Source organism: Stenotrophomonas thermophila, assembly GCF_001499715.1.
GTDB lineage: Bacteria > Pseudomonadota > Gammaproteobacteria > Xanthomonadales > Xanthomonadaceae > Stenotrophomonas > Stenotrophomonas hibiscicola.
In genome coordinates this window covers 55290-77733 of sequence record NZ_CVIW01000023.1, presented here as the reverse complement: position 1 = coordinate 77733, position 22444 = coordinate 55290, and the positions used below count along the sequence as shown (strand labels likewise).

24 protein-coding genes and 1 pseudogene are annotated in these 22444 nt (G+C 67.0%); 10 read left to right on the top strand and 15 right to left on the bottom strand.

Features of this window, described 5'->3' with window-relative positions:
• Window positions 1-110: 110 nt before the first annotated feature.
• The 9 genes from BN1263_RS11480 to BN1263_RS11440 form a co-directional block, all read right to left on the bottom strand.
• On the bottom strand, window positions 111-359 hold the full coding sequence (locus tag BN1263_RS11480) for a hypothetical protein (RefSeq protein ID WP_058981250.1): 249 nt from the start codon (window positions 357-359) through the stop codon (window positions 111-113).
• On the bottom strand, window positions 356-568 hold the full coding sequence (locus BN1263_RS11475) for a hypothetical protein (protein WP_019660414.1): 213 nt from the start codon (window positions 566-568) through the stop codon (window positions 356-358). The genes BN1263_RS11480 and BN1263_RS11475 overlap by 4 nt, the downstream gene beginning before the upstream one ends.
• Before the next feature lie 263 nt (window positions 569-831).
• Window positions 832-2262: a replicative DNA helicase gene (locus BN1263_RS11470; RefSeq protein WP_021203036.1), complete on the bottom strand. Its 1431-nt coding sequence runs from the start codon at window positions 2260-2262 to the stop codon at window positions 832-834.
• A 211-nt stretch (window positions 2263-2473) separates the two neighbouring features.
• Entirely contained in the window at window positions 2474-3034 is a 561-nt protein-coding gene (locus BN1263_RS11465; RefSeq protein ID WP_021203035.1) for an NADPH-dependent FMN reductase, read from the bottom strand.
• Window positions 3035-3100: 66 nt separating this feature from the next.
• Window positions 3101-5044, bottom strand: a complete 1944-nt coding sequence (asnB, locus tag BN1263_RS11460) for an asparagine synthase (glutamine-hydrolyzing) (RefSeq protein ID WP_058981248.1) — start codon at window positions 5042-5044, stop codon at window positions 3101-3103.
• 3 nt (window positions 5045-5047) lie between these two features.
• On the bottom strand, window positions 5048-7327 hold the full coding sequence (locus BN1263_RS11455; RefSeq protein ID WP_058981246.1) for a transketolase C-terminal domain-containing protein: 2280 nt from the start codon (window positions 7325-7327) through the stop codon (window positions 5048-5050).
• 62 nt (window positions 7328-7389) lie between these two features.
• On the bottom strand, window positions 7390-8046 hold the full coding sequence (locus BN1263_RS11450; RefSeq protein WP_058981434.1) for a glutathione S-transferase family protein: 657 nt from the start codon (window positions 8044-8046) through the stop codon (window positions 7390-7392).
• 176 nt (window positions 8047-8222) lie between these two features.
• Entirely contained in the window at window positions 8223-8765 is a 543-nt protein-coding gene (locus tag BN1263_RS11445; RefSeq protein ID WP_005410283.1) for a GNAT family N-acetyltransferase, read from the bottom strand.
• A 123-nt stretch (window positions 8766-8888) separates the two neighbouring features.
• Window positions 8889-9731, bottom strand: coding sequence for a glycine zipper 2TM domain-containing protein (locus BN1263_RS11440; RefSeq protein ID WP_026347069.1), 843 nt, complete (start codon window positions 9729-9731; stop codon window positions 8889-8891).
• A 163-nt stretch (window positions 9732-9894) separates the two neighbouring features.
• Here BN1263_RS11440 and BN1263_RS11435 point away from each other — a divergent pair, with 163 nt between their 5' ends.
• A complete protein-coding gene (locus BN1263_RS11435) occupies window positions 9895-10113 on the top strand; it encodes a DUF6116 family protein (RefSeq protein WP_019660422.1) in 219 nt (72 codons plus the stop codon).
• Window positions 10110-10883 (top strand): TatD family hydrolase, encoded by a 774-nt coding sequence (locus BN1263_RS11430; protein WP_058981244.1) that lies wholly within the window; start codon window positions 10110-10112, stop codon window positions 10881-10883. Before BN1263_RS11435 ends, BN1263_RS11430 begins: the two co-directional genes overlap by 4 nt.
• A gap of 34 nt (window positions 10884-10917) precedes the next feature.
• Here the strand turns inward: BN1263_RS11430 and BN1263_RS11425 are convergent, their stop codons facing one another.
• Window positions 10918-11742: a tRNA threonylcarbamoyladenosine dehydratase gene (locus BN1263_RS11425; protein ID WP_058981242.1), complete on the bottom strand. Its 825-nt coding sequence runs from the start codon at window positions 11740-11742 to the stop codon at window positions 10918-10920.
• 80 nt (window positions 11743-11822) lie between these two features.
• On the opposite strand from BN1263_RS11425, the gene BN1263_RS11420 reads away from it, so the two are divergent.
• Window positions 11823-12257, top strand: a complete 435-nt coding sequence (locus BN1263_RS11420) for a cytochrome c (RefSeq protein ID WP_058981240.1) — start codon at window positions 11823-11825, stop codon at window positions 12255-12257.
• Between the two features lie 136 nt (window positions 12258-12393).
• Complete coding sequence (locus BN1263_RS11415; protein WP_005410289.1) at window positions 12394-12888, top strand: glycine zipper 2TM domain-containing protein; 495 nt, start codon at window positions 12394-12396, stop codon at window positions 12886-12888.
• A 73-nt stretch (window positions 12889-12961) separates the two neighbouring features.
• On the opposite strand, the gene BN1263_RS11410 is transcribed toward BN1263_RS11415, so the two are convergent.
• Window positions 12962-13171, bottom strand: coding sequence for a cold-shock protein (locus tag BN1263_RS11410; protein ID WP_005410290.1), 210 nt, complete (start codon window positions 13169-13171; stop codon window positions 12962-12964).
• 236 nt (window positions 13172-13407) lie between these two features.
• Here BN1263_RS11410 and BN1263_RS11405 point away from each other — a divergent pair, with 236 nt between their 5' ends.
• The 3 genes and pseudogenes from BN1263_RS11405 to arsC form a co-directional block, all read left to right on the top strand.
• Window positions 13408-13893, top strand: a complete 486-nt coding sequence (locus BN1263_RS11405) for a DUF456 domain-containing protein (RefSeq protein WP_033835435.1) — start codon at window positions 13408-13410, stop codon at window positions 13891-13893.
• Between the two features lie 133 nt (window positions 13894-14026).
• Entirely contained in the window at window positions 14027-15166 is a 1140-nt protein-coding gene (locus BN1263_RS11400) for a phospholipase A (RefSeq protein ID WP_144435346.1), read from the top strand.
• Window positions 15166-15504 (top strand): annotated as a pseudogene (arsC, locus tag BN1263_RS11395) (arsenate reductase (glutaredoxin)); the annotation flags it as partial. The gene BN1263_RS11400 and the pseudogene arsC, both read left to right, overlap by 1 nt.
• 104 nt (window positions 15505-15608) lie before the next feature.
• Here arsC and BN1263_RS11390 read toward each other — a convergent pair.
• The 4 genes from BN1263_RS11390 to BN1263_RS11375 all read right to left on the bottom strand — a co-directional run bounded on the left by BN1263_RS11390 (window position 15609) and on the right by BN1263_RS11375 (window position 18741).
• On the bottom strand, window positions 15609-16244 hold the full coding sequence (locus tag BN1263_RS11390; RefSeq protein ID WP_058981236.1) for a glutathione S-transferase family protein: 636 nt from the start codon (window positions 16242-16244) through the stop codon (window positions 15609-15611).
• 56 nt (window positions 16245-16300) lie between these two features.
• On the bottom strand, window positions 16301-16636 hold the full coding sequence (locus BN1263_RS11385; RefSeq protein ID WP_019660430.1) for a hypothetical protein: 336 nt from the start codon (window positions 16634-16636) through the stop codon (window positions 16301-16303).
• 74 nt (window positions 16637-16710) lie between these two features.
• On the bottom strand, window positions 16711-17106 hold the full coding sequence (locus BN1263_RS11380; RefSeq protein WP_058981234.1) for a hypothetical protein: 396 nt from the start codon (window positions 17104-17106) through the stop codon (window positions 16711-16713).
• A gap of 117 nt (window positions 17107-17223) precedes the next feature.
• On the bottom strand, window positions 17224-18741 hold the full coding sequence (locus BN1263_RS11375) for a fumarate hydratase (RefSeq protein ID WP_058981232.1): 1518 nt from the start codon (window positions 18739-18741) through the stop codon (window positions 17224-17226).
• Between the two features lie 146 nt (window positions 18742-18887).
• Between BN1263_RS11375 and BN1263_RS11370 the strand changes: the two genes are divergently transcribed.
• The 3 genes from BN1263_RS11370 (at window position 18888) to BN1263_RS11360 (ending at window position 22384) form a co-directional block, all read left to right on the top strand.
• Window positions 18888-19787, top strand: coding sequence for an RNA polymerase sigma-70 factor (locus BN1263_RS11370; RefSeq protein WP_058981230.1), 900 nt, complete (start codon window positions 18888-18890; stop codon window positions 19785-19787).
• Between the two features lie 33 nt (window positions 19788-19820).
• On the top strand, window positions 19821-20273 hold the full coding sequence (locus BN1263_RS11365; protein WP_058981228.1) for a carboxymuconolactone decarboxylase family protein: 453 nt from the start codon (window positions 19821-19823) through the stop codon (window positions 20271-20273).
• Between the two features lie 239 nt (window positions 20274-20512).
• On the top strand, window positions 20513-22384 hold the full coding sequence (locus BN1263_RS11360; protein ID WP_058981226.1) for an ABC transporter ATP-binding protein: 1872 nt from the start codon (window positions 20513-20515) through the stop codon (window positions 22382-22384).
• Window positions 22385-22444 lie beyond the last annotated feature (60 nt).

The window sequence follows — 22444 nt, the reverse complement described above, 5'->3', positions numbered from 1 at the left end:
GCCGGATGCAAGGAACCCCGCTTCGGCGGGGTTTTTTGTTGCTCATTTCCCTGTAGTGCCGACCCCACGCTCGGCTGCCCTGCACAGGCCGCCGAGCATTGGGCTCGGCGCTACACCTTTCCGGCCGGCTTCTTCGGCGGATCGTCACAGATGCGGTGCTGGACCACGGTTCCACCCGCCTTCCACTCCTTCACCACCCGGCAGCGCTCCCTGGGCTTGACCGCTCTGGCCGCTGCAGCATATGCCTCATCGGCAGCGGCGGCCTGCTGTCGTTCCAGCCATGCGGACGACGGTGACACCGGTGTGGCCGGTGCCGGCCCCGCAAGCAATGCCAGCGCGACCAGCACCACCGCCCTCATGCCGCCACCGGGCCGCCGCCGAGCAGGCGCGCGGGCAGCATGAACAGCGCGCGCAGGAACGCGAACAGCGCCGAGAACGTGATGCCGACCAAGCGGAACGGCAGGCTCAGCAACCAGACAAACGGCCACGCGATCAGGGCGAGGACCGCCAGCGGCCAGCACAGCACGAACAGCAGGCACCACACACCGAGCGCGAACAGGGTCTTCATCACGGTCTCCTTGTGGCGGCACCTTGCCGCCTGCCGACACGTTGGCGCCCTGCCCTTGCCGCATGCAAACGGTTTGCGACGAAACCGGGCTGGGGGCGATGAAACCGACCCAGCGCCGGTGTAACGCCGAGCCCATGCCCGGCTGCGCTTCGTGGCGACCGCATGGAACCCGCGCTGCACGGGGGCGCTGACAGCGGCTCCTGCCGCTGCCTTGGGCTCTACAGCGCCCGATGGCGGTTGCCGGCCAACGGCCGGCACGACCGTTACTCGAACGAGCCGACCGAATCGTGGGCCAGGTTGTCGAAGCGGGTGTATTCGCCAAAGAACTTCAGCTTGCACGAACCGGTCGGGCCACCACGGTGCTTGCCGATGATGATCTCGGCCAGGCCTTTGTCTGGCGAATTTTCCTTGTTGTAGTAATCGTCGCGGTAGATGAAGACGATCATGTCCGCGTCCTGCTCGATTGCGCCCGATTCGCGAAGGTCGGCCATCACCGGGCGCTTGTCGGTACGCGTTTCCAGCGAGCGGTTGAGCTGCGACAACGCGATCACCGGAACGTTCAGTTCCTTGGCCAGGCCCTTCAGCGAACGCGAGATTTCCGAGATTTCAGTCGCGCGGTTCTCGCTGTTGCCCGGCACGCTCATCAGCTGCAGGTAGTCGATCACCACCAGGCCCAGGTCATGCTCGCGCTTGAGGCGGCGGCACTTGGAACGCAGCACTTCAGGCGACACGCCGGGCGTGTCGTCGATGAAGATCTTGGTTTCCTTCAGCATCTTGATCGCGCTGGTGACACGGCTCCAGTCCTCGTCTTCCAGCTGGCCGGTACGCAGGCGCTGCGCGTTGATGCGGCCATTGGAGGAAATCAGGCGCATCGCCAACTGCGCGGCCGACATTTCCATCGAGAACACGGCCACGCCTTTCTTCGATTTGATCGCTGCGTACTCGGCGATGTTCAGTGCGAAGGTGGTCTTGCCCATGGCCGGGCGCGCGGCAAGGATGATCAGGTCGGTCGGCTGCAGGCCGGAGGTCATTGCGTCGAAATCGGTATAACCGGTCGGCAGGCCGGTAATGTTGCCGCCGTTCTCGAAACGACTGCGCAGCTCTTCGAAGGCATCCTTTAGTGCACCGGGCATCGCCACGAAATCGGTACGGCCGCGTGCGCCCTGTTCGGCGATCGCGAACACGCTCTTTTCTGCCGAGGCCAGCAGCTCGCTGCTGTCACGCCCTTCGGGCTGGAAGCCGTCGTTGACGATATCCGTGCCGACCTGGATCAGCTGCCGCAGCACCGCCTTGTCACGCACGATCTCGGCATAGGCCACGATGTTGGCGGCTGACGGCGTGGTACTGGCCAGCTCGACCAGGTAGGCGCCATCACCCACCAGTTCCATCTTGCCCTGCGATTCGAACCACTCGCCCAAGGTCACCGCATCGAACGGCCGCTCGCGCTCGGACAGCTCACGGATTGCGCGATAGATCATCTGGTGGTCGCGGCGGTAGAAGTCGCCTTCGGTCAGCTGGTCATTGACCCGGTCGTAGGCCTCCGGGGCCAGCATCAGGCCACCCAGCACCGCCTGCTCGGCTTCCACCGAATGCGGCGGTACCCGCAGCTGGTCGATGCGCGACTCGTCGCGTTCGCGATCGAAGCCATCACCGCGCTCTCTGCGGTTGGAACGGAAGCCGGGGCGAGCGGACATGCTGCGATGTTTCCTGCAAAAGTGGGCGAGACGAGTGTAGGCATGTGCCGCCCCCGGCGGCGATGGACAAGCCTGTGGATAAACCGTGGGAAAACGGGGATATCCGCCGGTACCTGGCCAGACTGGCGTGGGAGCGTCGCACTGCCTGCGACGGGCGCCGTTGCGGCGCCCGAGCACGCATTATCGCAGATGGGGGTGTCGACCGCTGGCGTCAATCGCCCTTGACGTGCACCGCGATCAGCGCCAGGAACCGGTCCATATAGCCCTGCAGGAATTTCTGCGTGCCCTCGTTGTGGACCGTGCCGTCGGCATCGATCAGGCCGTCCTTGAAATGAATGAATGCCTCTGGCTGGCCGAGCACGTGCATGTCCAGGAAGGCCAGGCTGTTGCGCAGATGCTGCTGGGCCACGGCGGTGCCGATCTGGCCGATGGAGGCGCCGATCACCGCCGCCGGCTTGCCGGCAAACGCACTGTCACCATACGGGCGCGATCCGATATCGATGGCGTTCTTGAGCACGCCGGGCACCGACCGGTTGTACTCGGGTGTCACGAACAGCACCGCGTCGGCGGCGCGCACCTGGTCCTTCAGCCGGGTGCCCTGCGGCGGATAATCGGCGTCGAAATCCTGGTCGTACAACGGCAGATCGCCGATCTGCACGTACTGGAAGCGCGCGCGATCACCGGCGAGCTTCTCCAGCGCATGGGCCAGCTTGCGGTTGCAGGAATCCTTGCGCAGGCTGCCAACGAACACGGCGATGGTGGGGACGGACATCGGGACATACTCCTCACGGTGCGGGAGCACCAGCCTAGTCGCCGGGCCCTTGCAGGCCGGTGAAGATCAGCCGCCCGTCACGCCCGCACGCACCTGCCGCCAATGCGCCTGCCAGGCCTGGAACATCAGCACGTTCCACAGATGGGTATGCCACTTGCGCTGGCCGCCGAGGAACTGCTGCCACAGCGGCTGTATGGCGGCCGCCGACAGCACGCCCTCCCGCTCCAGCCGTGCCGGCTGCAACAGGTCTTCGGCCCACGGCCGCAGGTCGCCCTTCAGCCAGTCACTGACCGGTGCGCCGAAACCGCGCTTGGGACGGTGCACCATCGACTGCGGCACATAACGGCCCAGCACGCGCTTGAGCAGCACCTTGCTGGTGGTCTCACTGCGCTTGAAGCCCAGCGGCAGCGACCAGGCGAACTCGGCCACGCGTGAATCCAGCAACGGTGCGCGCGCTTCCAGGCTGACCGCCATCGAGGTCCGGTCGACCTTGCACAGCAGATCATCCGGCAGGTAGGTCAGGTAATCGGCCAGCATCATCGCGTCGGCCGGTGTGCCGGCGCCGTGCAACGGATCGGCCAGATCATAGAAGCTGCCGGCAGCCTGCGCGCCCGGCACTGCCGTTGTCGGGTCGCGCCAGCGCGAGATGCGGTTGCGGTACACGTCACCGATGCCACGCGCGCCGGACTCGGCCAACAGCGCGGCCAGGCCGCCGGTACGCGAGGCCTCGCCCTGCTGCTGGGAGCGCGCGCCCATCCAGCGCCGCAGCGGCCCAGGCACGCGCCCCAGCATCTGCCAGTTGCGCAGCGCGCGCACATAGCGGGTGTAGCCGAAGAACAGTTCGTCGCCACCATCGCCGGAAAGCGCCACGGTCACGCCCTGCCGCGCCAGCCGGGCGACCAGCGCGGTCGGTACCTGCGAGGCATCGGCGAAGGGTTCGTCAAACATCGCCGGCAACTGCGGCACCACCGCCAGTGCATCGGCGCCACTCACGTAGAGTTCGGTGTGGTCACAGCCCAGGTGCGCGGCCAGTTCCTTGGCCAGCGGCGCCTCGTCGTGGCTCGAATCGGTAAATCCGATGCTGAAACTGTGCACCGGCTGCCCGCTCTGCGCCTGCATCAGCGCCGCCACGAGCGACGAATCGGTACCCCCGGACAGGAACACGCCCACCGGCACGTCGGCCACCATGCGCAGCGCCACTGCGTCGCGCAGCAGCCCGTCCAGCTGCTCCTCGGCCTCCTCGATGCGGCCCTGGAACGGCGCAGCCAGCGCCGCCTGCATGCGTGCACGTGCATCCCAGTAGGGGCGCTGCGCCTGTTCCGGGCGATGCGCCGAAGCGCCCGCCGCCACGGCTTCGGCATCCAGGCGCAGCACGCGGCCCGGCATCAGCTTGTAGCAGCGCTGGTGGATGCTGTGCGGGGCTGGAATGTAGTCCAGCCGCAGCAGCAGGGTCAGTGCGTCACGGTCGATGTCGTTGTCGAAGGCCGGGTGCTGCCACAGCGCCTTCAGTTCGGAGCCGAACACCAGGGTGTCCCCGGCCCAGCCGTAGTACAACGGCTTCTTGCCAACGCGGTCGCGTGCCAGCCACAGGCACTGCGCCTGGCGATCCCACAGCGCGATGGCGAACATGCCGTTGCAACGCTGCAGGGTGTCTTCCATGCCCCACTGCAGGATCGCCGCGAGCAGCACTTCGGTGTCGGAATGGCCACGGAAAGCATGCCCCAGCGGCTCCAGTTCGGCACGCAGGGCGGCGAAGTTGTAGACCTCGCCGTTGTAGGCCATCACGTAGCGGCCATCGGACGAGGCCATCGGCTGGTGGCCCAGCGGCGACAGATCGAGAATGCTCAGCCGACGGTGCGCCAGCGCGATGCCTGCCCCGGCATCGACCCAGCTGCCGCCATCATCCGGCCCGCGGTGGTGCAGTGCCTCGCCCATGGCCAGGACCTGCGCCTGCAGCACCTCGGCCGACGCCACCGGCGCCGGCAACAACATTCCCGCCAATCCACACATGCATCAAGGTTCCTGCGCCAGTTCAAGGGCGGCGCCAATCACCGCATTGTCGCTTGGAAGCCCGAACATTGCTGCCCCTGCCAGCGGGGTATAGGTATCGGCGCCGCAGACCCGGCGCAGCGGCAGGTGGCCGAAACCGGCCTCGACCAGTGCGGTGACCACGCCCTCGCCCACCCCTCCACTGTGGCGGCCCTCGTCCAGCACCAGCACGCGCCGTGCGCTGGCGGCCTGGCTGGCGATGAAGCCGGCATCCAGCGGCACCAGCCAGCGCAGGTCGACCACCCGTACCTGCCAGCCCAGCTGCTGTTCGATGGCCCGCGCTGCGCGCAGCGCCATCGGCACGCCATTGCCGTAGGTGTAGACCACCAGGTCGCCAGCCTCCGGCCCGTAAACACGGCCTTCGCCCGGCACGAGTGCCTGGCCCTGGGCCGGGTAGTCGAACAGCCACTGGCCATCGCCCGGCTCATGCAGGTCCTTGCTCATGTACAGCGCGATCGGCTCCAGGAACACGGCCACGCGCCCATCCACCCGGGCCAGCGCCGCCAGCGTGCGCAGCATCATCACCGCATCGTCGCCGCGCGATGGGCAGCCGACCACCAGCCCGGGGATGTCGCGCAGGGCGGTGACCGAGTTGTCGTTGTGGAAATGGCCGCCGAAACCCTTCTGGTAGCCCAGCCCGGCCACCCGCACCAGCATCGGGTTGCGGTACTGGTCGTTGGAGAAGAACTGCAGCGAACAGGCTTCGCCACGCAGCTGGTCGATGGCGTTGTGCAGATAGGCCAGGTACTGGATTTCCGGGATCGGCAGCATGCCCATGTTGGCCAGGCCTTGCGCCATGCCCAGGATCATGGTCTCGTCCAGCAGGGTGTTGAACACCCGGCGCGGCCCGAAGCGGCGCAGCAGATCCTTGGTGACGGTGTAGACACCGCCCTTCTGCGCCACGTCCTCGCCGAACAGCAGGCTCTGCGGATACTTGGCCAGCAGCTCCTGCAGACCATGATTGATCTGGATCGCGAGATGCCGCGGCGCCTGTCGTTCCGGCAATGCCTCGGCACCGCCATAGAGTGCCTCGCGTGCTTCGGCAGCGACCTCGCGCTGCGCTTCGGCCTGCACCGCTGCAGGGGTGTACGGTGCCAGCGGCGCCATCACCTCCCGCAGCGACTGCAGCTTCGCACTGCCTTCGGCATCGGCGGCAGCGGCCATGCAGCGCGCGCGCATCGTTTCGTAGGCCACTTCGATGGCGGCCGCATCCATCCAGCCTGATTCCAGCGCGATCTGCGCCGAGCGCAGCAGCGGATCCTGCGCCTCGGCCGCGCACAGTTCCGGCAGCGCGCGCCATTCCACTTCAAAATCGGTGCCGGCATGGCCCATCAGGCGCGTGGTGCGCAGATGCAGGAAGGTCGGCCGCCGCGTGCGCCGGCAGTGTTCCACCGCCGCCTGCACCTGGGCGTGCCCGGTGGCCAGGTCGAGACCATCGGCAAAGAAATAGTCCAGCCCCGGCTGGTGGCTGAAGCGCTCGGCGATCCAGCCATCGGGGGTCTTCACCGAGATGCCCAGGCCGTTGTCCTCGCAGACGAACAGGATCGGCGCCGGTAGTTTCTGGTAGGCCGACCACATCGCGGTATTGAAGGCGGTCTGCGCGGTGGCGTGGTTGGCCGACGCATCGCCGAACGAGCACAGCACGATGCTGTCGGTGGGAATGGGCAGCGCCTGCCCCAGCCGCTTGCCACTCTCGATGGCCAGTGCGGTGCCCAGCGCTTTGGGCAGGTGCGACGCAATCGTCGAGGTCTGTGGCAGCACCCACAGCGGCTTGCTGCCCCACACCTTGTGGCGGCCACCGCTGGCCGGATCATCCGCGCTGGCGGCGAAGGACAGTGCCGCATCGCGCAGCGGGTCGATGCCCGGCACCTGCCGCGAACGCTCGGCCATGAAGGCGCCGGAACGATAGTGCAGGAAGGCAGGATCGGAGTGCCGGCAGGCCCGCGCCAGCAGCGCGTTGCCTTCATGACCGGACGAACCAATGGTGTAGAAGACCTTGTTCTGCACGCGCAGCACGCGCGCCATCAGGTCCAGCTGGCGGCTGGCCAGCTGCGAGTCGAACAGTTCATCGAAGGCGGCAGCGGTGAGCGTACTGCCGGGCAGGATCGGAGCATCTGCCGCGGGTCGCGGGCGCGGCGTCCCGCGCCACCCGCGCACCGCCTCAAGGAAATTGACGTCGCACACCTCGGCGCGGTTGAGCCCCCGCATGCGCGCGGGAATCGGATCCGGAACCACAGCGAACATCGAACACCCTCCGTGTCGTTGTTGCGTTCCGCCCGGCAATACCGGGCGCTACCCTGTGGGCATCAAGCCGCCTCGAAACGCGAGCGCACCTCGGCGGTCACCGCCGGCATCGGCAGGAAGCGCGGCTGCGCACGCACGCGCTGCAGCCAGGCGCGAACTTCCGGGAACGGCTCCAGGCTGATGCCGCCCTCGCCCGCCACATCGGTATAGGCAAACAGGGCGATATCGGCAATGCCGTATCCGCTGCCGGTGAACCACTGCGCTTCGCGCAGGTGCTGCTCCATCACCGCCAACGCGGTGGCGGCACGCTCGTGCAGGCGTGGCAGTTCGACACGGCGTGGCGAGTCGGGCGCCGTCCAGCCCCGGATGAAGCGCGCTACCGCCACGCACGGCTCGTGCGTGTACTGCTCGAAGAACATCCAGCTCAACGCCTGCGCACGCTCCCAGCCATCGCTGGGCAGGTAGGGCGTGCCTTCGGCCAGCCAGAACAGGATCGCGTTGGACTCGGTCAGCACGCGGCCGTCGTCGCGGACGATCAGCGGCACCTTGGCATTCGGGTTGAGCGCCAGGAATTCGGGCGTGTGGGTCTGGCCATGGGCACTGTCCACTTCCACCCAGCGGTAACGGCTGCCGAGCTGCTCAAGCAGCAGCCGGACCTTGTGGCAATTGCCCGAGACCGACATGCCATGCACCGTCAGCGGGACGCGCTCTTCCACCATTGCCTGCTCCATCGGATCCGGCCGGCGGCCGGCTGCGTGCAGTCTGGCAAGTGCGCCAGGGAATGCCAAGCGCGGATGCAGCATGGCACCCCGGTAGTGCCGGCCGCTGGCCGGCAATCGCACGAATCCTGCTGCAACGAGGTTGCCGGCCAGCGGCCGGCACTACCGGGCCACATTCAGCGTGCACGCTGCCGCCACTGTTCGCGCGACTGGCCCCAGATCTGCATCGGTTTGTCGTTGTACGGCGGCGGCAGTTCGCCCATCCGCAGCAACGTGCTGCCCAGCTTGCGCGCGACCGCCCGCGAGTTGTCGTTGTTCTCGGCGATGGTGTGGATCACCTCGTGCCAACCCAGCGTGTCGAAGGCCCAGTCGATCGCCGCGACCGCCGCTTCCGGCGCATAACCCCGGCCCCAGCTGGCGCGGCGGATGCCCCAGCCGACCTCGGTACCCGGCCAGTCCTGCGGTTGCCAGGGGCCCATCCGCCCGATCCAGTCCCCGCTGGATTTTTCGATCACGCTGAACATCGAGAAGCCGAACAGCTGCCAGGCGCCAGCCAGGCTGCAGAAGCCGCGCCAGGCTACCGAAGGCGGCTGCACGCCACCGAGGGTGCGCATCGTTTCCTCGTCGGCGCAGAACGCCAGATAGGGTTCGTAGTCCTCGCGCAGCAGCGGACGCAGGATCAGGCGCTCGGTTTCCAGGCGCAGGTCGAAGATGCTCATGCCGACTCCATGTCGAAGGGGCCACCATGATGGTGGATTCCGCCTCGACACGGATGAATGCCCGCGCTCACAACGAAACGGGCCGGCATGCGCCGGCCCGTCGGGTACAGCACGTATTCTGGATTACTGGCGCGTGGCCGCAGTGGCGCCGGCAGCAGCGGTCTGCGTGACCAGCTGGCCATCGACCACCGGCAGGCGATCGCTGGCCGGCTTGTTGTCCATGCGCACGGTCTTCTCGGCGCCGTCGTAGCGGTAGGTCACGTTGTAGCCCTTCACCACGTCATTGGTGCCCATGGCGATGCGGTTGCCCGGCTTGCTGGCCATGCGCATGGTGCCGGTGGTGCCGTCCTCGTTGCGGTAGGTCACGTTGTAGCCGGTAACACGGCTCGACTCGGAAGTGGCGGTCTCGGTGTGGCACTGGCGCTCGGTGCGGTTGACCACGCGGCCACCCACGTGGCGCTTGTCGATCTGGTTGCCGATGAAGCCACCGGCCACGGCACCGGCTGCGGTCGCGGCCTTCTTGCCGTTGCCACCGCCGACCTGGTTGCCGAGCAGGCCGCCGACCACGGCGCCGACCACGGTGCCACCGACGTTGCCATCACGCTCCGGCAGGCGTTCCTGCACGGTCACGTCCTGGCACACCTCGTGCGGGGTCTGGGTGGTGGAAGTCTCGCGCACCGGATCGGTGCCGATCACGGTGGCGTAGGCCTTCTGCTTCTCGGTGATCGGGTCGACCTTCAGCACGTCGGCGTATTCCAGCCCACGCGGCGCAGACGGGTCGAGCCTGTCACCACGTGCGCCATCGTCGGTGGCACTGCCGTCGACCAGGCGCGACTCGCCATTGGGGGTGGTGGCGCTGATGGAATCGGGCGATTTGTCGCCACTCTTCATGAAGGCGGCGGTGGCGATGCCACCGACCAGCAGCGCGCCCGCTGCGACCAGGACAGTTGTAGTTGTGCTTTTCATGACCTGCTCCTTGCGGACCATCCGCAACGTTCTCGGCCCAGATTGCAGCATGCGCTGCCTGAACGGAATCTCCACATTTCCTGCTCATTCCTGTAACCCATTCAGCATCGGGAAATGCTGGGCCCGTGGTAGCGTTTGCATATTCCCCACGAGGATTTCCGCCATGGCCAACCCGATGCTGCTGCCGGTACTGCAATGGGCCCGCCGGCTGCGCTACCCCACCCTGTTCAAGCTTACAGCGGGCCTGTTCGTGCTGACGCTGTTCATCCCGGACCCGATCCCGTTCGTCGATGAGCTGGTCCTCGGCTTCGGCACCCTGCTGCTGGCCAACTGGAAAAGCCGCCACGCTGCCACGGTTGCGCCGTCGCTGGAACAGCGTTGAGCCCGCTGGTCGACAGCCACTGCCACCTCGATGCCGGCGAGTTCGACAGTGACCGCAGCGCCGTGATCGCGCGCGCGCAGGCCGCTGGCGTGCGCCTGCAGGTGGTGCCGGCGGTGACCGCGGCCAGCTGGCCGAAGCTGCGCGAGGTCTGCCGGCAGGCACCGGGGCTGTACCCGGCCTACGGCCTGCATCCGATGTTCCTGGCCGAGCACCGGCCCGACCATCTGCCGCTGCTGCGCGAATGGATCGTTCGCGAACGCCCGTGCGCGATCGGCGAATGCGGGCTGGACTTCTTCGTCGAGGGACTGGATGCAGAGACGCAACTGGCGTACTTCATCGGCCAGCTGCAACTGGCCCGCGAGTTCGAGCTGCCGGTGATCGTGCATGCGCGACGCGCGGTGGATGCGGTCATTGCCGCGATCCGTCGCGTCGGCGGCCTGCGCGGCGTGGTGCACAGCTTTTCCGGCAGCCCGGAACAGGCCGCGCAACTGCATCGGCAAGGCTTCCTGCTCGGTCTCGGCGGTCCGCTGACCTACGAACGCGCGCAACGGCTGCAGCGCCTGGTGCGCGGGATGCCGCTGGAACAGCTGCTGCTGGAGACCGACGCGCCCGACCAGCCTGACGCCGGCATCCGCGGCCAGCGCAACGAACCAGCGCGACTGGCAGTCATCGCCCACCACGTGGCCGCACTGCGCGGGATGGAGCTGGACGCGGTGGCCCAGGCCACGACGGAGAATGCGCGGCGCCTGTTCGCGCTGCCGGCAATGTAACGGGTAAGTGCCGGCCGCTGGCCGGCACGATCCATCACACCTCGCTGGACTCGACCACTTCGGCCTTCACCTTCTTCGGCTCCAGCAGCATTTCAAGCGCCTTGCCGACCGCCGCGAAGGCGAACGCACCGGTGATGTGGGTCGCCGCCCCCAGGCCTGCACCACAATCGAGCTTCAATGCCGCATCGGCGCCCAGGTTCGGCCGGATGCCGCAGACACTGCCATCGGCCTGCGGGTACTTCACGTTCTCCAGCGAATACACCGCCGGCACGCCAAAGTAGCGCTTGGCATTCCTAGGGAAGTTGAACTCGCTGCGCAGCTTCTTGCGGATCAGCGCCAGCATGGCGTCGTGCTCGGTGCGCGAGACATCGCGGATGCGCACCAGGGTCGGATCGGTGCGACCACCGGCAGCCCCCACGGTCAGCAGCGGCAGCTTGCGGCGGCGGCACCAGGCGATCGTCTCGACCTTCACCCGGAAGCTGTCGCAGGCATCGATCACCAGGTCGAAGCCATGGTCCAGCAACTCGGCCATGTTCGACACGGTCAGGAATGCCTGCACGGCATCGACCTCGATGTCCGGGTTGATCGCACGGCAACGCTCGGCCATCGCCTCGGCCTTGTTGCGGCCGTAGTTGCCTTCCATCGCCGGCAGCTGCCGGTTGGTGTTGGACACGCAGATGTCATCGGCGTCGATCAGGGTCAGGTGGCCGACCGCCGAACGCGCCAGCGCTTCCACCACCCACGAGCCGACCCCGCCCATGCCCACCACCGCCACGCGGCTGCCCTGCAGGCGCTCGAGCGCACCTACGCCATACAGCCGTTCGATGCCGGCGAAGCGTTGTTTGACCTGTTCGTTCATGCGGCTATTTTAACGTGCAGGCGCCAGTGCCTACAGCGCGCCGGCATCGAACCCACCGTTGCACGCCCGCAGAGCCCGCCATGAACGCCAGCCCGCCCCGCCGCCCGTCCACTGCCTACCGTTACCTGTTCGTGCTCGGCCTGGGCCTGCTGATCGGGCTGGTCGCCACGGTGATGGTCGGCCGTGCCCTGCAGTCCCGCCGCGACCCGTTCCCCGACAGCCTGATGCAGGTGATGCAACGGCAGTCGCAGCTGCTGCTGCAGGCCCAGCAGCAAAACCGCTGCAGTCTGGCCGACAGCGTGCCGCGGCTGCAGGCCCTGCGCCTTCTGTCCAACGACCTCGACCTGGCCTTTCCCGGGCTGAAGGACAACGGCCGGTTCCAGCAGCACGCCAGCCAGCTGCGCGGCAACCTCAACGCCGCATTGGCGGCTCCGCCCAGTGACTGCACCGCCTTGGCCAAGGTCGTGGAAACCGTGCAGGCCGACTGCCGCGCCTGCCACCAGGACTTCCGCTGACGCGCATTCATCCTGTAGCCGGGCAAGGCACGCCTGGTTGGCACCTTGTTCACGTTCGAAAGGAGAGGATTCGTCCACCCTGCTGCATGACGCAGTACCACCCAACACACCCGCCTTCACGGCCAGGAGACGCTCCATGAAGATCCAGCTCATTGCCGCCAGCGCCATCGCTACCCTCGCCCTGGCTGGCTGTGCCACCTCGCCCGGCTACGGTGGCGGTGGTTACAACAACGGCTACAACAATGGTGGCTACGGCAACAACGGCGGTTACAACCAGGGCCGTTGTGCCGACTGTGGCATCGTCACCCGCATCAACACCGTGCCGTCTGGCCGCACCGCGCCCAGCGCGACCGGCGCCATCCTCGGCGGCATCGTCGGTGCCGTGGCCGGCCATGAGATCTCCGATCACACCGGTGGCAGCCGTGGCAACAAGAACATCGCTGCGGCCGCAGGCGCGGTCGGCGGCGCGCTGGCCGGCAACCAGATCCAGAAGAACGTGACCAGCGATACCTACGACATCAGCGTGCGCATGGATGATGGCCGCACCATCGTGGTCAATCAGCGCGACCTCGGTGGCATCCGCGAAAACACCTACGTGCGCGTGGTCAACGGCAAGGTCATCCTGCGCTGACCTGCGCCGGGCCGGCGGCAAAGAAAAAGGCCCGCTTGCGCGGGCCTTTTTCATGTGACGGCTTGCAGCGCGATCAGGTCGGCTGCACGGCGTCGGCCTGCAGGCCCTTCTGGCCCTGCACGACGGTGAAGGTGACCTTCTGGCCTTCCTTCAGGCTCTTGAAGCCCTGGGTCTGGATGGCACGGAAGTGCACGAACACGTCTTCGCCGTTTTCACGGCTGATGAAGCCGAAGCCCTTTGCATCGTTGAACCACTTGACGGTACCGGTCTCGCGATCAGACATCTCACTAACTCCCTGGTGACTCTCTCTTGTTGTTGGAAACGCCTGGTGGGCGGCTGACAAGCAAGGGGGAAGCGAGGTGCATCGATGCAGCGGATCGGGAAGATCTTGCTTCATCAGGCCACGATCCACGGTGACCTTGCCAAGCTCAGCGACTGCAACTTAACCCGCCCAAAACGAAAAAGCAACTGGCAAAATCTTTCACTGTCAACCCCAAAACGGCGACCATACGGTACAGCATGGGCCTCTCATTCATCTTATATCTGCTAGCGGTCATTTTTGTCCTTGTCGGCATCGCCGGAATCATCCTGCCGGCCCTGCCCGGCATCCCGCTGGTGTTCATCGGACTGCTGCTGGCGGCCTGGGCGGACGGCTTCACCCACGTCGGCTGGCCGACCCTGGTCGCGCTGGGCGTACTGACCGTCCTCTCGCTGCTGGTGGACGTGCTGGCCACGGTGGTGGGTGCGCAGCGGGTCGGTGCCAGCCGCAAGGCACTGTGGGGTACGTTCGTCGGCAGCATCGTCGGCCTGTTCTTCATGCCGATCGGCCTCTTTGCAGGCCCCCTGATCGGCGCCCTGGCCGGCGAGTACTGGCACACGCGCGAACTGGGGCGCTCGACCAAGGTAGGCCTGGCCACCTGGCTCGGTATCCTGCTCGGCCTGGCGCTGAAACTGGCCGTGGTGATCGCGATGCTCGGCCTGTTCGCCTTCGCTTGGTTCCTGTAACCCGCACTGCCTTCACGCCGCGCGCACGCGGTGCCCGTGCATAAACCGTGGGGGCTGGCCGTGAACCGGTGCAGCCGCCACACTGTGCGATTTCCGTATTCACCTAAGGGCCTGCTGCAATGACCCTCCCCCGCTGCTTCCCCGTCTCGCGCCGCTGGCGCTGGCCCTGGCCAGTGCGCCGCTGGCCGCGCAGGAGTTCGCGCCCAGCGCCGAAGCCTCGCCGGCCGCATGTGCGGCGATTACCACAGACGCTGCCCGCCTGGCCTGTTATGACCGGCAGTTCGGGCGCTCCGCGCAGTCCACCGCCGAGGCCGACGCTGCCGCCGAGGCAGCAGCACAGGCCCGTCGCGAAGAACGACAGACTGCACGCGTAAGCCAGGGCGAAGAGAAACTGCGCGAGCGGGTCAGTGATCTGCTCCGCCCAGCAGAGCCCGACAGCGCGCTGGCAAACGCTGGCCGGGGCTCACTGCTGGACAGCCGCTGGGAACTGGCCGAGGACTCCAAGCTCGGCCCGTTCCAGCTGCGCGCCTACAAGCCGGTGTACCTGCTGCCTGCGTTCTGGACCAGCGACCGCAACACCACACCGCATTCGCCGAATCCGGCCAACACGGTCACCACGCCGCAGGTGCTGGACAGTGCCGAGCTGAAGTTCCAGATCAGTTTCAAGACCAAGATCGCCGAGAACCTGTTCGGCGACAACGGCGACATCTGGGCCGGCTACACCCAGAGCTCGCGCTGGCAGGCCTACAACAGCGAGGATTCGCGCCCCTTCCGCGAAACCAATTACGAACCGGAAGTGATGATGGTCTTCCGCAACGGCTACTCGATCGGTGGCTGGCGCGGGCGGATGACCGGCATCGCGCTGAACCACCAGTCCAATGGCCGGGCCGACCCACTGTCGCGCAGCTGGAACCGGGTCATGCTCAACATCGGCCTGGACCGCGAGAACTGGGCGCTGGTGCTGCGCCCCTGGTACCGCATCCCGGAAACCCGCAGCGATGACAACAACCCGGACATCGAGGATTACATGGGCCGCGGTGACGCGACCCTGACCTGGAACCGCAACGGCCACGAAGTCTCGTTGATGGCACGCCATTCGCTGCGCACCGGCAGCCGCTCGCACGGCGCCCTGCAGCTGGATTACGGCTTCCCGATCAGCAACCTGCTGCGCGGCCATGTGCAGGTCTTCGACGGCTACGGCGAAAGCCTGATCGATTACAACCACAAGGCCACCTACGTGGGCGTGGGTGTGTCCCTGCTGGAGTGGTTCTGATGGACGTGACGATCTGGCACAACCCGGCCTGCAGCAACTCGCGCGGCGCACTGAAGCTGATCCGCGATGCAGGCTTCGATCCGGAGGTGATCGAATACCTGGGCAACCCACCCGATGCGGCCACGCTGCGCCAGGTGCTGGCCGAATCCGGACTGGACGCGCGGGCGCTGGTGCGCAACAAGGAGGCGCAGTTCACCGAACTTGGCCTGGAGGATGCGGACGAGGCCACGCTGCTGGCCGCGATGGCCGAACACCCGCGGCTGATCAACCGCCCCGTGGTGCGCACGCCCAAGGGCACACGGCTGTGCCGGCCGCCGGAAACGGTGCTGGAGATCCTTGTAACCCGCACTGCCAGAGCCGAGCCCTGCCCGGCTGCTGCCCGGCTGCTGCTCGCGTGCCACCCGTGAATGCAGCCGAGCGTGGCTCGGCGCTGCAGAACGGGCTACTGCCAGTCGGTGATGCCCTCGCGGCGATACACCTCGGCGAACGCCGGGCGCGCCTTCATCGACGTGGCATGCGCCTTCAGCGCCGGCCAGGTGTCGCTGGGCCTCGGCATGTTGCGCGACCAGCGCATCAGCATCACCAGCATGTAATCGGCCACGCAGGGCGTGGCGCCCAGCAGGTAGGGGCCATGTGCATGCAGGTGCGCGGCCACATGCTGCCAAGCCGCTTCCAGGCGCTGCCGTGCCATCCCGCGGCTGGCCTCGATATTCGCCTCGCCCGCCATTTCGTGTGGATAGAACCATGCTCGATAGGCCGGCTGCAGCGTATTGGCACACCAGAACATCCAACGGTAGGCATCGGCGCGCTGCGGTGTGCCCAGCGCGGGCAGCAGGTTGGCGTCCGGATGGCGATCAGCCAGGTACAGTGCAATGGCCGCCGCTTCGGTCAATACCAGGCCATCGATCAGCAACGTCGGCACCACGCCGGCCGGATTCAGTGCCAGGTACGCCGCCGACTTGTGCTCGCGTGCGTCGAAATCCAGCAGCACCAGTTCATGCTCGATGCCCAGCTCGATCAGCAGCCAGTGCACCACCAGGGCTGCGGTGCTGGTCGAACCATACAGCGTGGTGCTCATGCGCAAGTCCCGGGTGGATGAATCGGCCGATTATGCCCTGCACGGGCAATCGTTGCTCAGCCGCAGCGGCTCATGCAGGTATCGCGGCCTTCGCTACAGGACATGATCGGCGTGCGTATCGCGCAGTCGTGTGTCTTCAGTTCACAGGAACGGCGTAGTTCGGGATTGGCAACGTCCTTGCAGCGTTTGTCCGGCGCCGGCACCATCTGTTGTTCGCAGCTGAAGTCGTTGCTGCCGATACTCCCCCGCGCCATGCAGCTCCGATAATCGGCCTGGCATTGCACGCGGCACTGCGAGGAGGCGGAGAAATCCGCACCTTCATAGGAGGACGTTGTGCTGCAGCCGGCCAGGACCAGCAGGAACACAGTCGCGACGGATCGATGCAGGCGCATGGGCACATCCAGTGCAGGGATGTGCCGACCCTAGCAGACTACGGTTACTCGTGCAGGCCCGACGCGCACCCCGATCAGTACACGGGAACACCGGTGTCGGTGCGAACGTCATTCACGGTGCCGCCGCAGGAGAGCAGGCATTGGGCGTACGGAGCGCCGCATGAAGGAAGCACCGGGGGACCGCAGTAGTTGCCGGCACCGTTGCCCCCTTCGCAGTTGTGCCGCTGCTTGTCATCGGCGATATCACTGCAACGGCTGATGACCCGGCTCTTCTCGCTTTCGCAGCTGCGCTGATCCGACTCGGCAAGGGCGCGGTTGTGGAAGTCGCACGTTGCCTTCCGGCTCTCGCAGACCGACGCGCAGATCTTCCCCGCTTCGTGGGTGGGAGGCTCGACGAAGTAACGTGGCCCGCAGGCGCTGCACGCCAGCGCAGCGACCAGCAACACGAAAACACGCGGCCACTGCAGCACGATGGACTCCCTTCCAGAACGCCAGCCAGTACGTTAGCAGAGCAGGCCACGCGCAGGCAGGCTGCACACAACAACGGCGCCACACGGGCGCCGTTGTCTGAACACTGGGTGGAAGGATTACTCCACCACCACCGGAATCTTGCCAATACGGGCCTGCCATTCGCGCGGGCCGGTCTTGTGCACCGATTCGCCGGTGGAATCGACGGCCACGGTCACGGGCATGTCCTGCACGGTGAACTCGTAGATCGCTTCCATGCCCAGGTCGGCGAAACCGACCACCTTGGCCGCCTTGATCGCCTTGGACACCAGGTAGGCCGAACCACCAACGGCCATCAGGTAGGCCGACTTGTGCTTCTTGATCGCCTCGATCGCGGCCGGGCCGCGCTCGGCCTTGCCGACCATGCCCAGCAGGCCGGTCTGTGCCAGCACCTGCTCGGTGAACTTGTCCATGCGGGTGGCGGTGGTTGGGCCGGCCGGGCCCACCACTTCGTCGCGCACCGGATCGACCGGGCCGACGTAGTAGATGAAGCGGCCCTTCAGATCGACCGGCAGTTCCTCGCCCTTGTTGAGCATGTCGACCATGCGCTTGTGCGCGGCATCGCGGCCGGTCAGCAGCTTGCCGTTGAGCAGCAGGGTCTGGCCCGGCTTCCAGCTGGCCACGTCTTCCGGCGTGATCGTGTCCAGGTCCACGCGGGTGCCCTTGGACGCGTCGTAGGTCAGCTTCGGCCAGTCTTCCAGCGACGGCGGGTCCAGCATCACCGGGCCGCTGCCATCGAGGGTGAAGTGCGCATGGCGGGTGGCCGCGCAGTTCGGGATCATCGCCACCGGCAGGTTGGCCGCGTGGGTCGGGTAGTCGTTGATCTTGATGTCGAGCACGGTGGTCAGGCCACCCAGGCCCTGCGCACCGATGCCCAGCGCGTTGACCTTCTCGTACAGCTCCAGGCGCAGCTCTTCGATGCGGTTGGACGCACCACGGGCCTGCAGCTCGGTGATGTCGATCGGCTCCATCAGCGCTTCCTTGGCCAGCAGCATCGCCTTCTCGGCGGTGCCACCGATGCCGATGCCGAGCATGCCCGGCGGGCACCAGCCGGCGCCCATGGTCGGCACGGTCTTCAGCACCCAGTCGACGATCGAGTCGGACGGGTTGAGCATGGCGAACTTGGTCTTCGCTTCCGAACCACCGCCCTTGGCGGCGACGATCACGTCGACCTTGTTGCCCGGCACCACCTTGACGTTGACCACGCCCGGGGTGTTGTCCTTGGTGTTGATGCGCTTGCCGGCCGGATCAGCCAGCACCGAAGCGCGCAGCTTGTTGTCCGGGTGCATGTAGGCACGGCGGACGCCCTCATTGGCCATCTCTTCCACGCCCATGGTGGCGTCGTCCCAGCGCACGTCCATGCCGATTTCCAGGAACACGGTGACGATGCCGGTGTCCTGGCAGATCGGGCGGTGGCCCTCGGCGCACATGCGCGAATTGATCAGGATCTGGGCCATCGCTTCCTTCGCGGCCGGCGACTCCTCGCGCTCGTAGGCAGCGGCGAGGTTCTTGATGTAGTCGACCGGGTGGTAGTACGAGATGTACTGCAGCGCGTCGGCGATGGACTGGATGAGGTCTTCCTGCTTGATCGATGTCACGGCTTGCTCGCTTGCTCGAGGCTGGCGGGGGTAATCCGCCCATTTTACCCCCTCCCCCGGCCCCGGGGTGGTAGTGCCGGCCGCTGGCCGGCAAGATTCCCCCGAAGCTCTGTCACGCCACGCGCCACTGCGGCGTCCTTGCCCACATGAACGCCGAAACCGCTTTCCAGACCCACCGCCCGCGCCTGATGGCCCTGGCCTATCGCCTGCTCGGCAGCCGCGCCGACGCCGAAGACGTGGTCCAGGATGCCTGGCTGCGCTGGTCCGGCGCCGACCCGGCGGCCGTCCGCGACCCCGAAGCCTGGCTGGTCACCACCACCACCCGGCTCGGCCTGGACCGGCTGCGCGCGGCCAAGCGCGAGCGCGTGCACTACGTCGGCCCGTGGCTGGCCGAGCCGCTGGCGGTCACGCTGGAGCCCGATCCGGCACCCGGCCCGGCGCAGCTGCATGCGCTGGCCGACGACGTCTCGGTCGCCTTCCTGACCCTGCTCGAACAGCTCGGCCCCGAGGAACGCGCCGCGTTCCTGCTGAAGGAGGCCTTCGACCACGACTACCGCGAAATCGCCGACCTGATCGGCCACAGCGAAGCCAACTGCCGGCAGTTGGTACACCGTGCCCGGCAGCGCCTGCACGCCGGGCGGCCGCGCTTCAATGCCGACGCCAGCCAGCACCGGCAGCTGCTGGCGCGCTTCATGGATGCCTCGCAGCGCGGCGACAGCGACGCGATCCAGGCCCTGCTGCACGCCAACGCGCTGCTGGTCTCCGACGGTGGCGGCGTGGTCACCGCCGCGATCCGCCCGCTGCGGGGCGCCGAGCGCATCGGCCGCCTGTTCTGGGCCATCGCCCGCCGCGGCGCGGCGCATCCGGCGCAGCTCGGCTATGTCAACGGCGAGCCGGCGATCCTGCGTTTCCACGGCGAGCGCCTGCACTCGGTCACCACCATCGAAGTGGTCGACGGCCGCATCGCCAATGTCTACAGCGTGCTGAATCCGGAAAAGCTGCCGAGGGTTGTCACGCGCGATGGTGCTGCGGCGTCCTGGGAGTGAAAGGCGGCCATCGTGGCCGCCCTGGAGCCCACGATGTCCAACCACACCTCGCCCCGAGTTCCCTACACCCGCCTGGCCGCCCAGGCCTTCAAGGGCCTGCTGGCCGCCAGCCAGGCCGTGCATGACAGCTCGATCGATCCGACCCTGATGGAACTGGTGTTCCTGCGCGTGTCGCAGCTCAACGGCTGCGGCTACTGCATGGACATGCACGGCACGGCCCTGCGCAAGGGCGGCATCGAGCCGCGCAAGCTGGACACCCTGCCGGCCTGGCACGAAAGCCGCTTCTTCGATGCGCGAGAGGGCGCGGCACTGGGCTGGGCCGAGGCGCTGACCCGGCTGACCGACGGCGCACCGTCGCAGGCGGCGTTCGATGCACTGGCACCGCACTTCGATGAGAAGGGCATCAGTGACCTGAGCATGGGCATCGCGGTGATCAATGCCTGGAACCGCCTCGGTGCGGGGTTGCTGCCGCCGCTGCCGGCCTGACCCACCCCGCCTTCGACAGTTCATCGGTGCTGCTGGTAGGTGTCGACCTTGGTCGACACGGTAGATCCACGCTACGCGTGGATGCGGGAGAGTCGGATCCCTTCGCTTCGCGAAGGGATCCGACCCGCTGTGGGTCGCTGGGGTCAGAGCCCTTTGCCGCGCAAAGGGATCTGACCCCGGTGCCGGCCACACGCCTGCACTGACCCCCTCTGCACGTATCAGGCGCGCACAATACGCGCATGCCTGCTACCCCCACCGCTGGCGCTGCCGCCGCGAAGAAACCCAGCCTGCGCCAGCGCTTCAGGGCGATGCGCAACCTGCCGCCGTTCCTGAGCATGGTCTGGAAGACCAGTCCCGCGCTCACCCTGGCCAGCCTCGGGCTGCGCCTGATCCGCGCGCTGCTGCCGGTGGCGATGCTGTACGTCGGCAAGCTGATCATCGACAGCGCCCTGCACCTGAGCCAGCACGGTGCCGGCTTCCCGCCACTGGGCGAGGCGCTGCCCAGCGGACTGCTCAATCCACTGCTGGGCCTGCTGGCGCTGGAATTCGGCCTGGCCATCGCCTCGGACCTGCTCGGCCGGCTGGTCAGCTATGCCGATGCGCTGCTCTCGGAACTGTTCGCCAACGCCACCAGCATCCGCCTGATGGAACACGCCGCGACGCTGGATCTGGAGGACTTCGAGGACCCGGACCTGCAGGACAAGCTGGACCGTGCACGGCGCCAGACCATGGGCCGGATGAACCTGATGAGCCAGCTGTTCGGCCAGGTGCAGGATGCGATCACCGTGGCCAGCCTCGCCATCGGCCTGCTGGTCTATGCGCCGTGGCTGATCCTGCTGCTGGCGCTGGCACTGGTGCCGGCCTTCATCGGCGAATCGCACTTCAATGCGGCCGGCTACAGCCTCAACTTCCAGTGGACGCCCGAGCGCCGCCAGCTCGACTACCTGCGCCAGTTGGGTGCCAGCGTGGAAACGGCCAAGGAAGTGAAGATCTACAACCTGCACCGCTTCCTGGTGGAGCGCTACCGGCGCCTGTCGGTGGCGCTGTTCCTGGCCAACCGCGCACTGGCACGGCGCCGCGCGTTCTGGGGCACGCTGCTGGCCGCGCTCGGCACGCTGGGCTATTACACCGCCTACGCCTACATCGCCTGGCGCACGGTACGCGGCGACTTCACGATCGGCGACCTGACCTTCCTCGCCGGCAGCTTCCTGCGCCTGCGCCAACTCCTGGAGGGCCTGCTGATCGGATTCTCGCAGGTGGCCAGCCAGGCGCTGTACCTGGATGACCTGTTCTCGTTCTTCCAGATCCAGCCGGAGATCCACTCGCGCGAAGGGGCGGTGCGCGTGCCGCAGCCGATCCGCCAGGGCTTCGTGTTCGAGGACGTCGGCTTCCGCTATCCCGATGCCGAACAGTGGGCGGTGCGCCACCTCGATTTCCAGCTGCAGGCCGGCGAAGTGCTGGCCCTGGTCGGCGAGAACGGCGCGGGCAAGACCACGCTGGTGAAACTGCTGGCACGGCTGTACGAGCCGGACGAAGGCCGCATCCTGCTCGACGGCCGCGACCTGCGCGACTACGACCTGGACGACCTGCGTGCCAACCTCGGGGTGATCTTCCAGGATTTCGTGCGCTACAACCTCAGCGCGGGCGAGAACATCGGCGTCGGCCAGGTCGAGGCGATGGACGATCAGGCGCGCATCGCCGACGCGGCACGGCGTGGCATGGCCGAGGAAGTGATCGACGACCTGCCCGGCGGCTACGCGCAGCAGATCGGCCGTCGCTTCAAGCAGGGCGTGGACCTGTCCGGCGGCCAATGGCAGAAGATCGCCATCGCCCGCGCCTGGATGCGCAACGCGCAGGTGATGATCCTCGACGAGCCCACCGCCGCGCTCGATGCGCGCAGTGAGTTCGACGTGTTCCAGCGGTTCAGGGAACTGGCGGATAATCGCACCGCAGTGCTGATCTCCCACCGTTTTTCCTCGGTACGCATGGCCGACCGCATCCTGGTGCTGGCCGATGGCCGCATCGAGGCCAGCGGCACCCATGAGCAGCTGATGGCACAGGGCGGCCGCTACGCCGAATTGTTCGAACTGCAGGCGGCCGGTTACCGCTGAGAACGCCTCTCGTTCCGCCCAATGAGAACCTGTCTCATTTGAGATAGAATCACCTCCGAC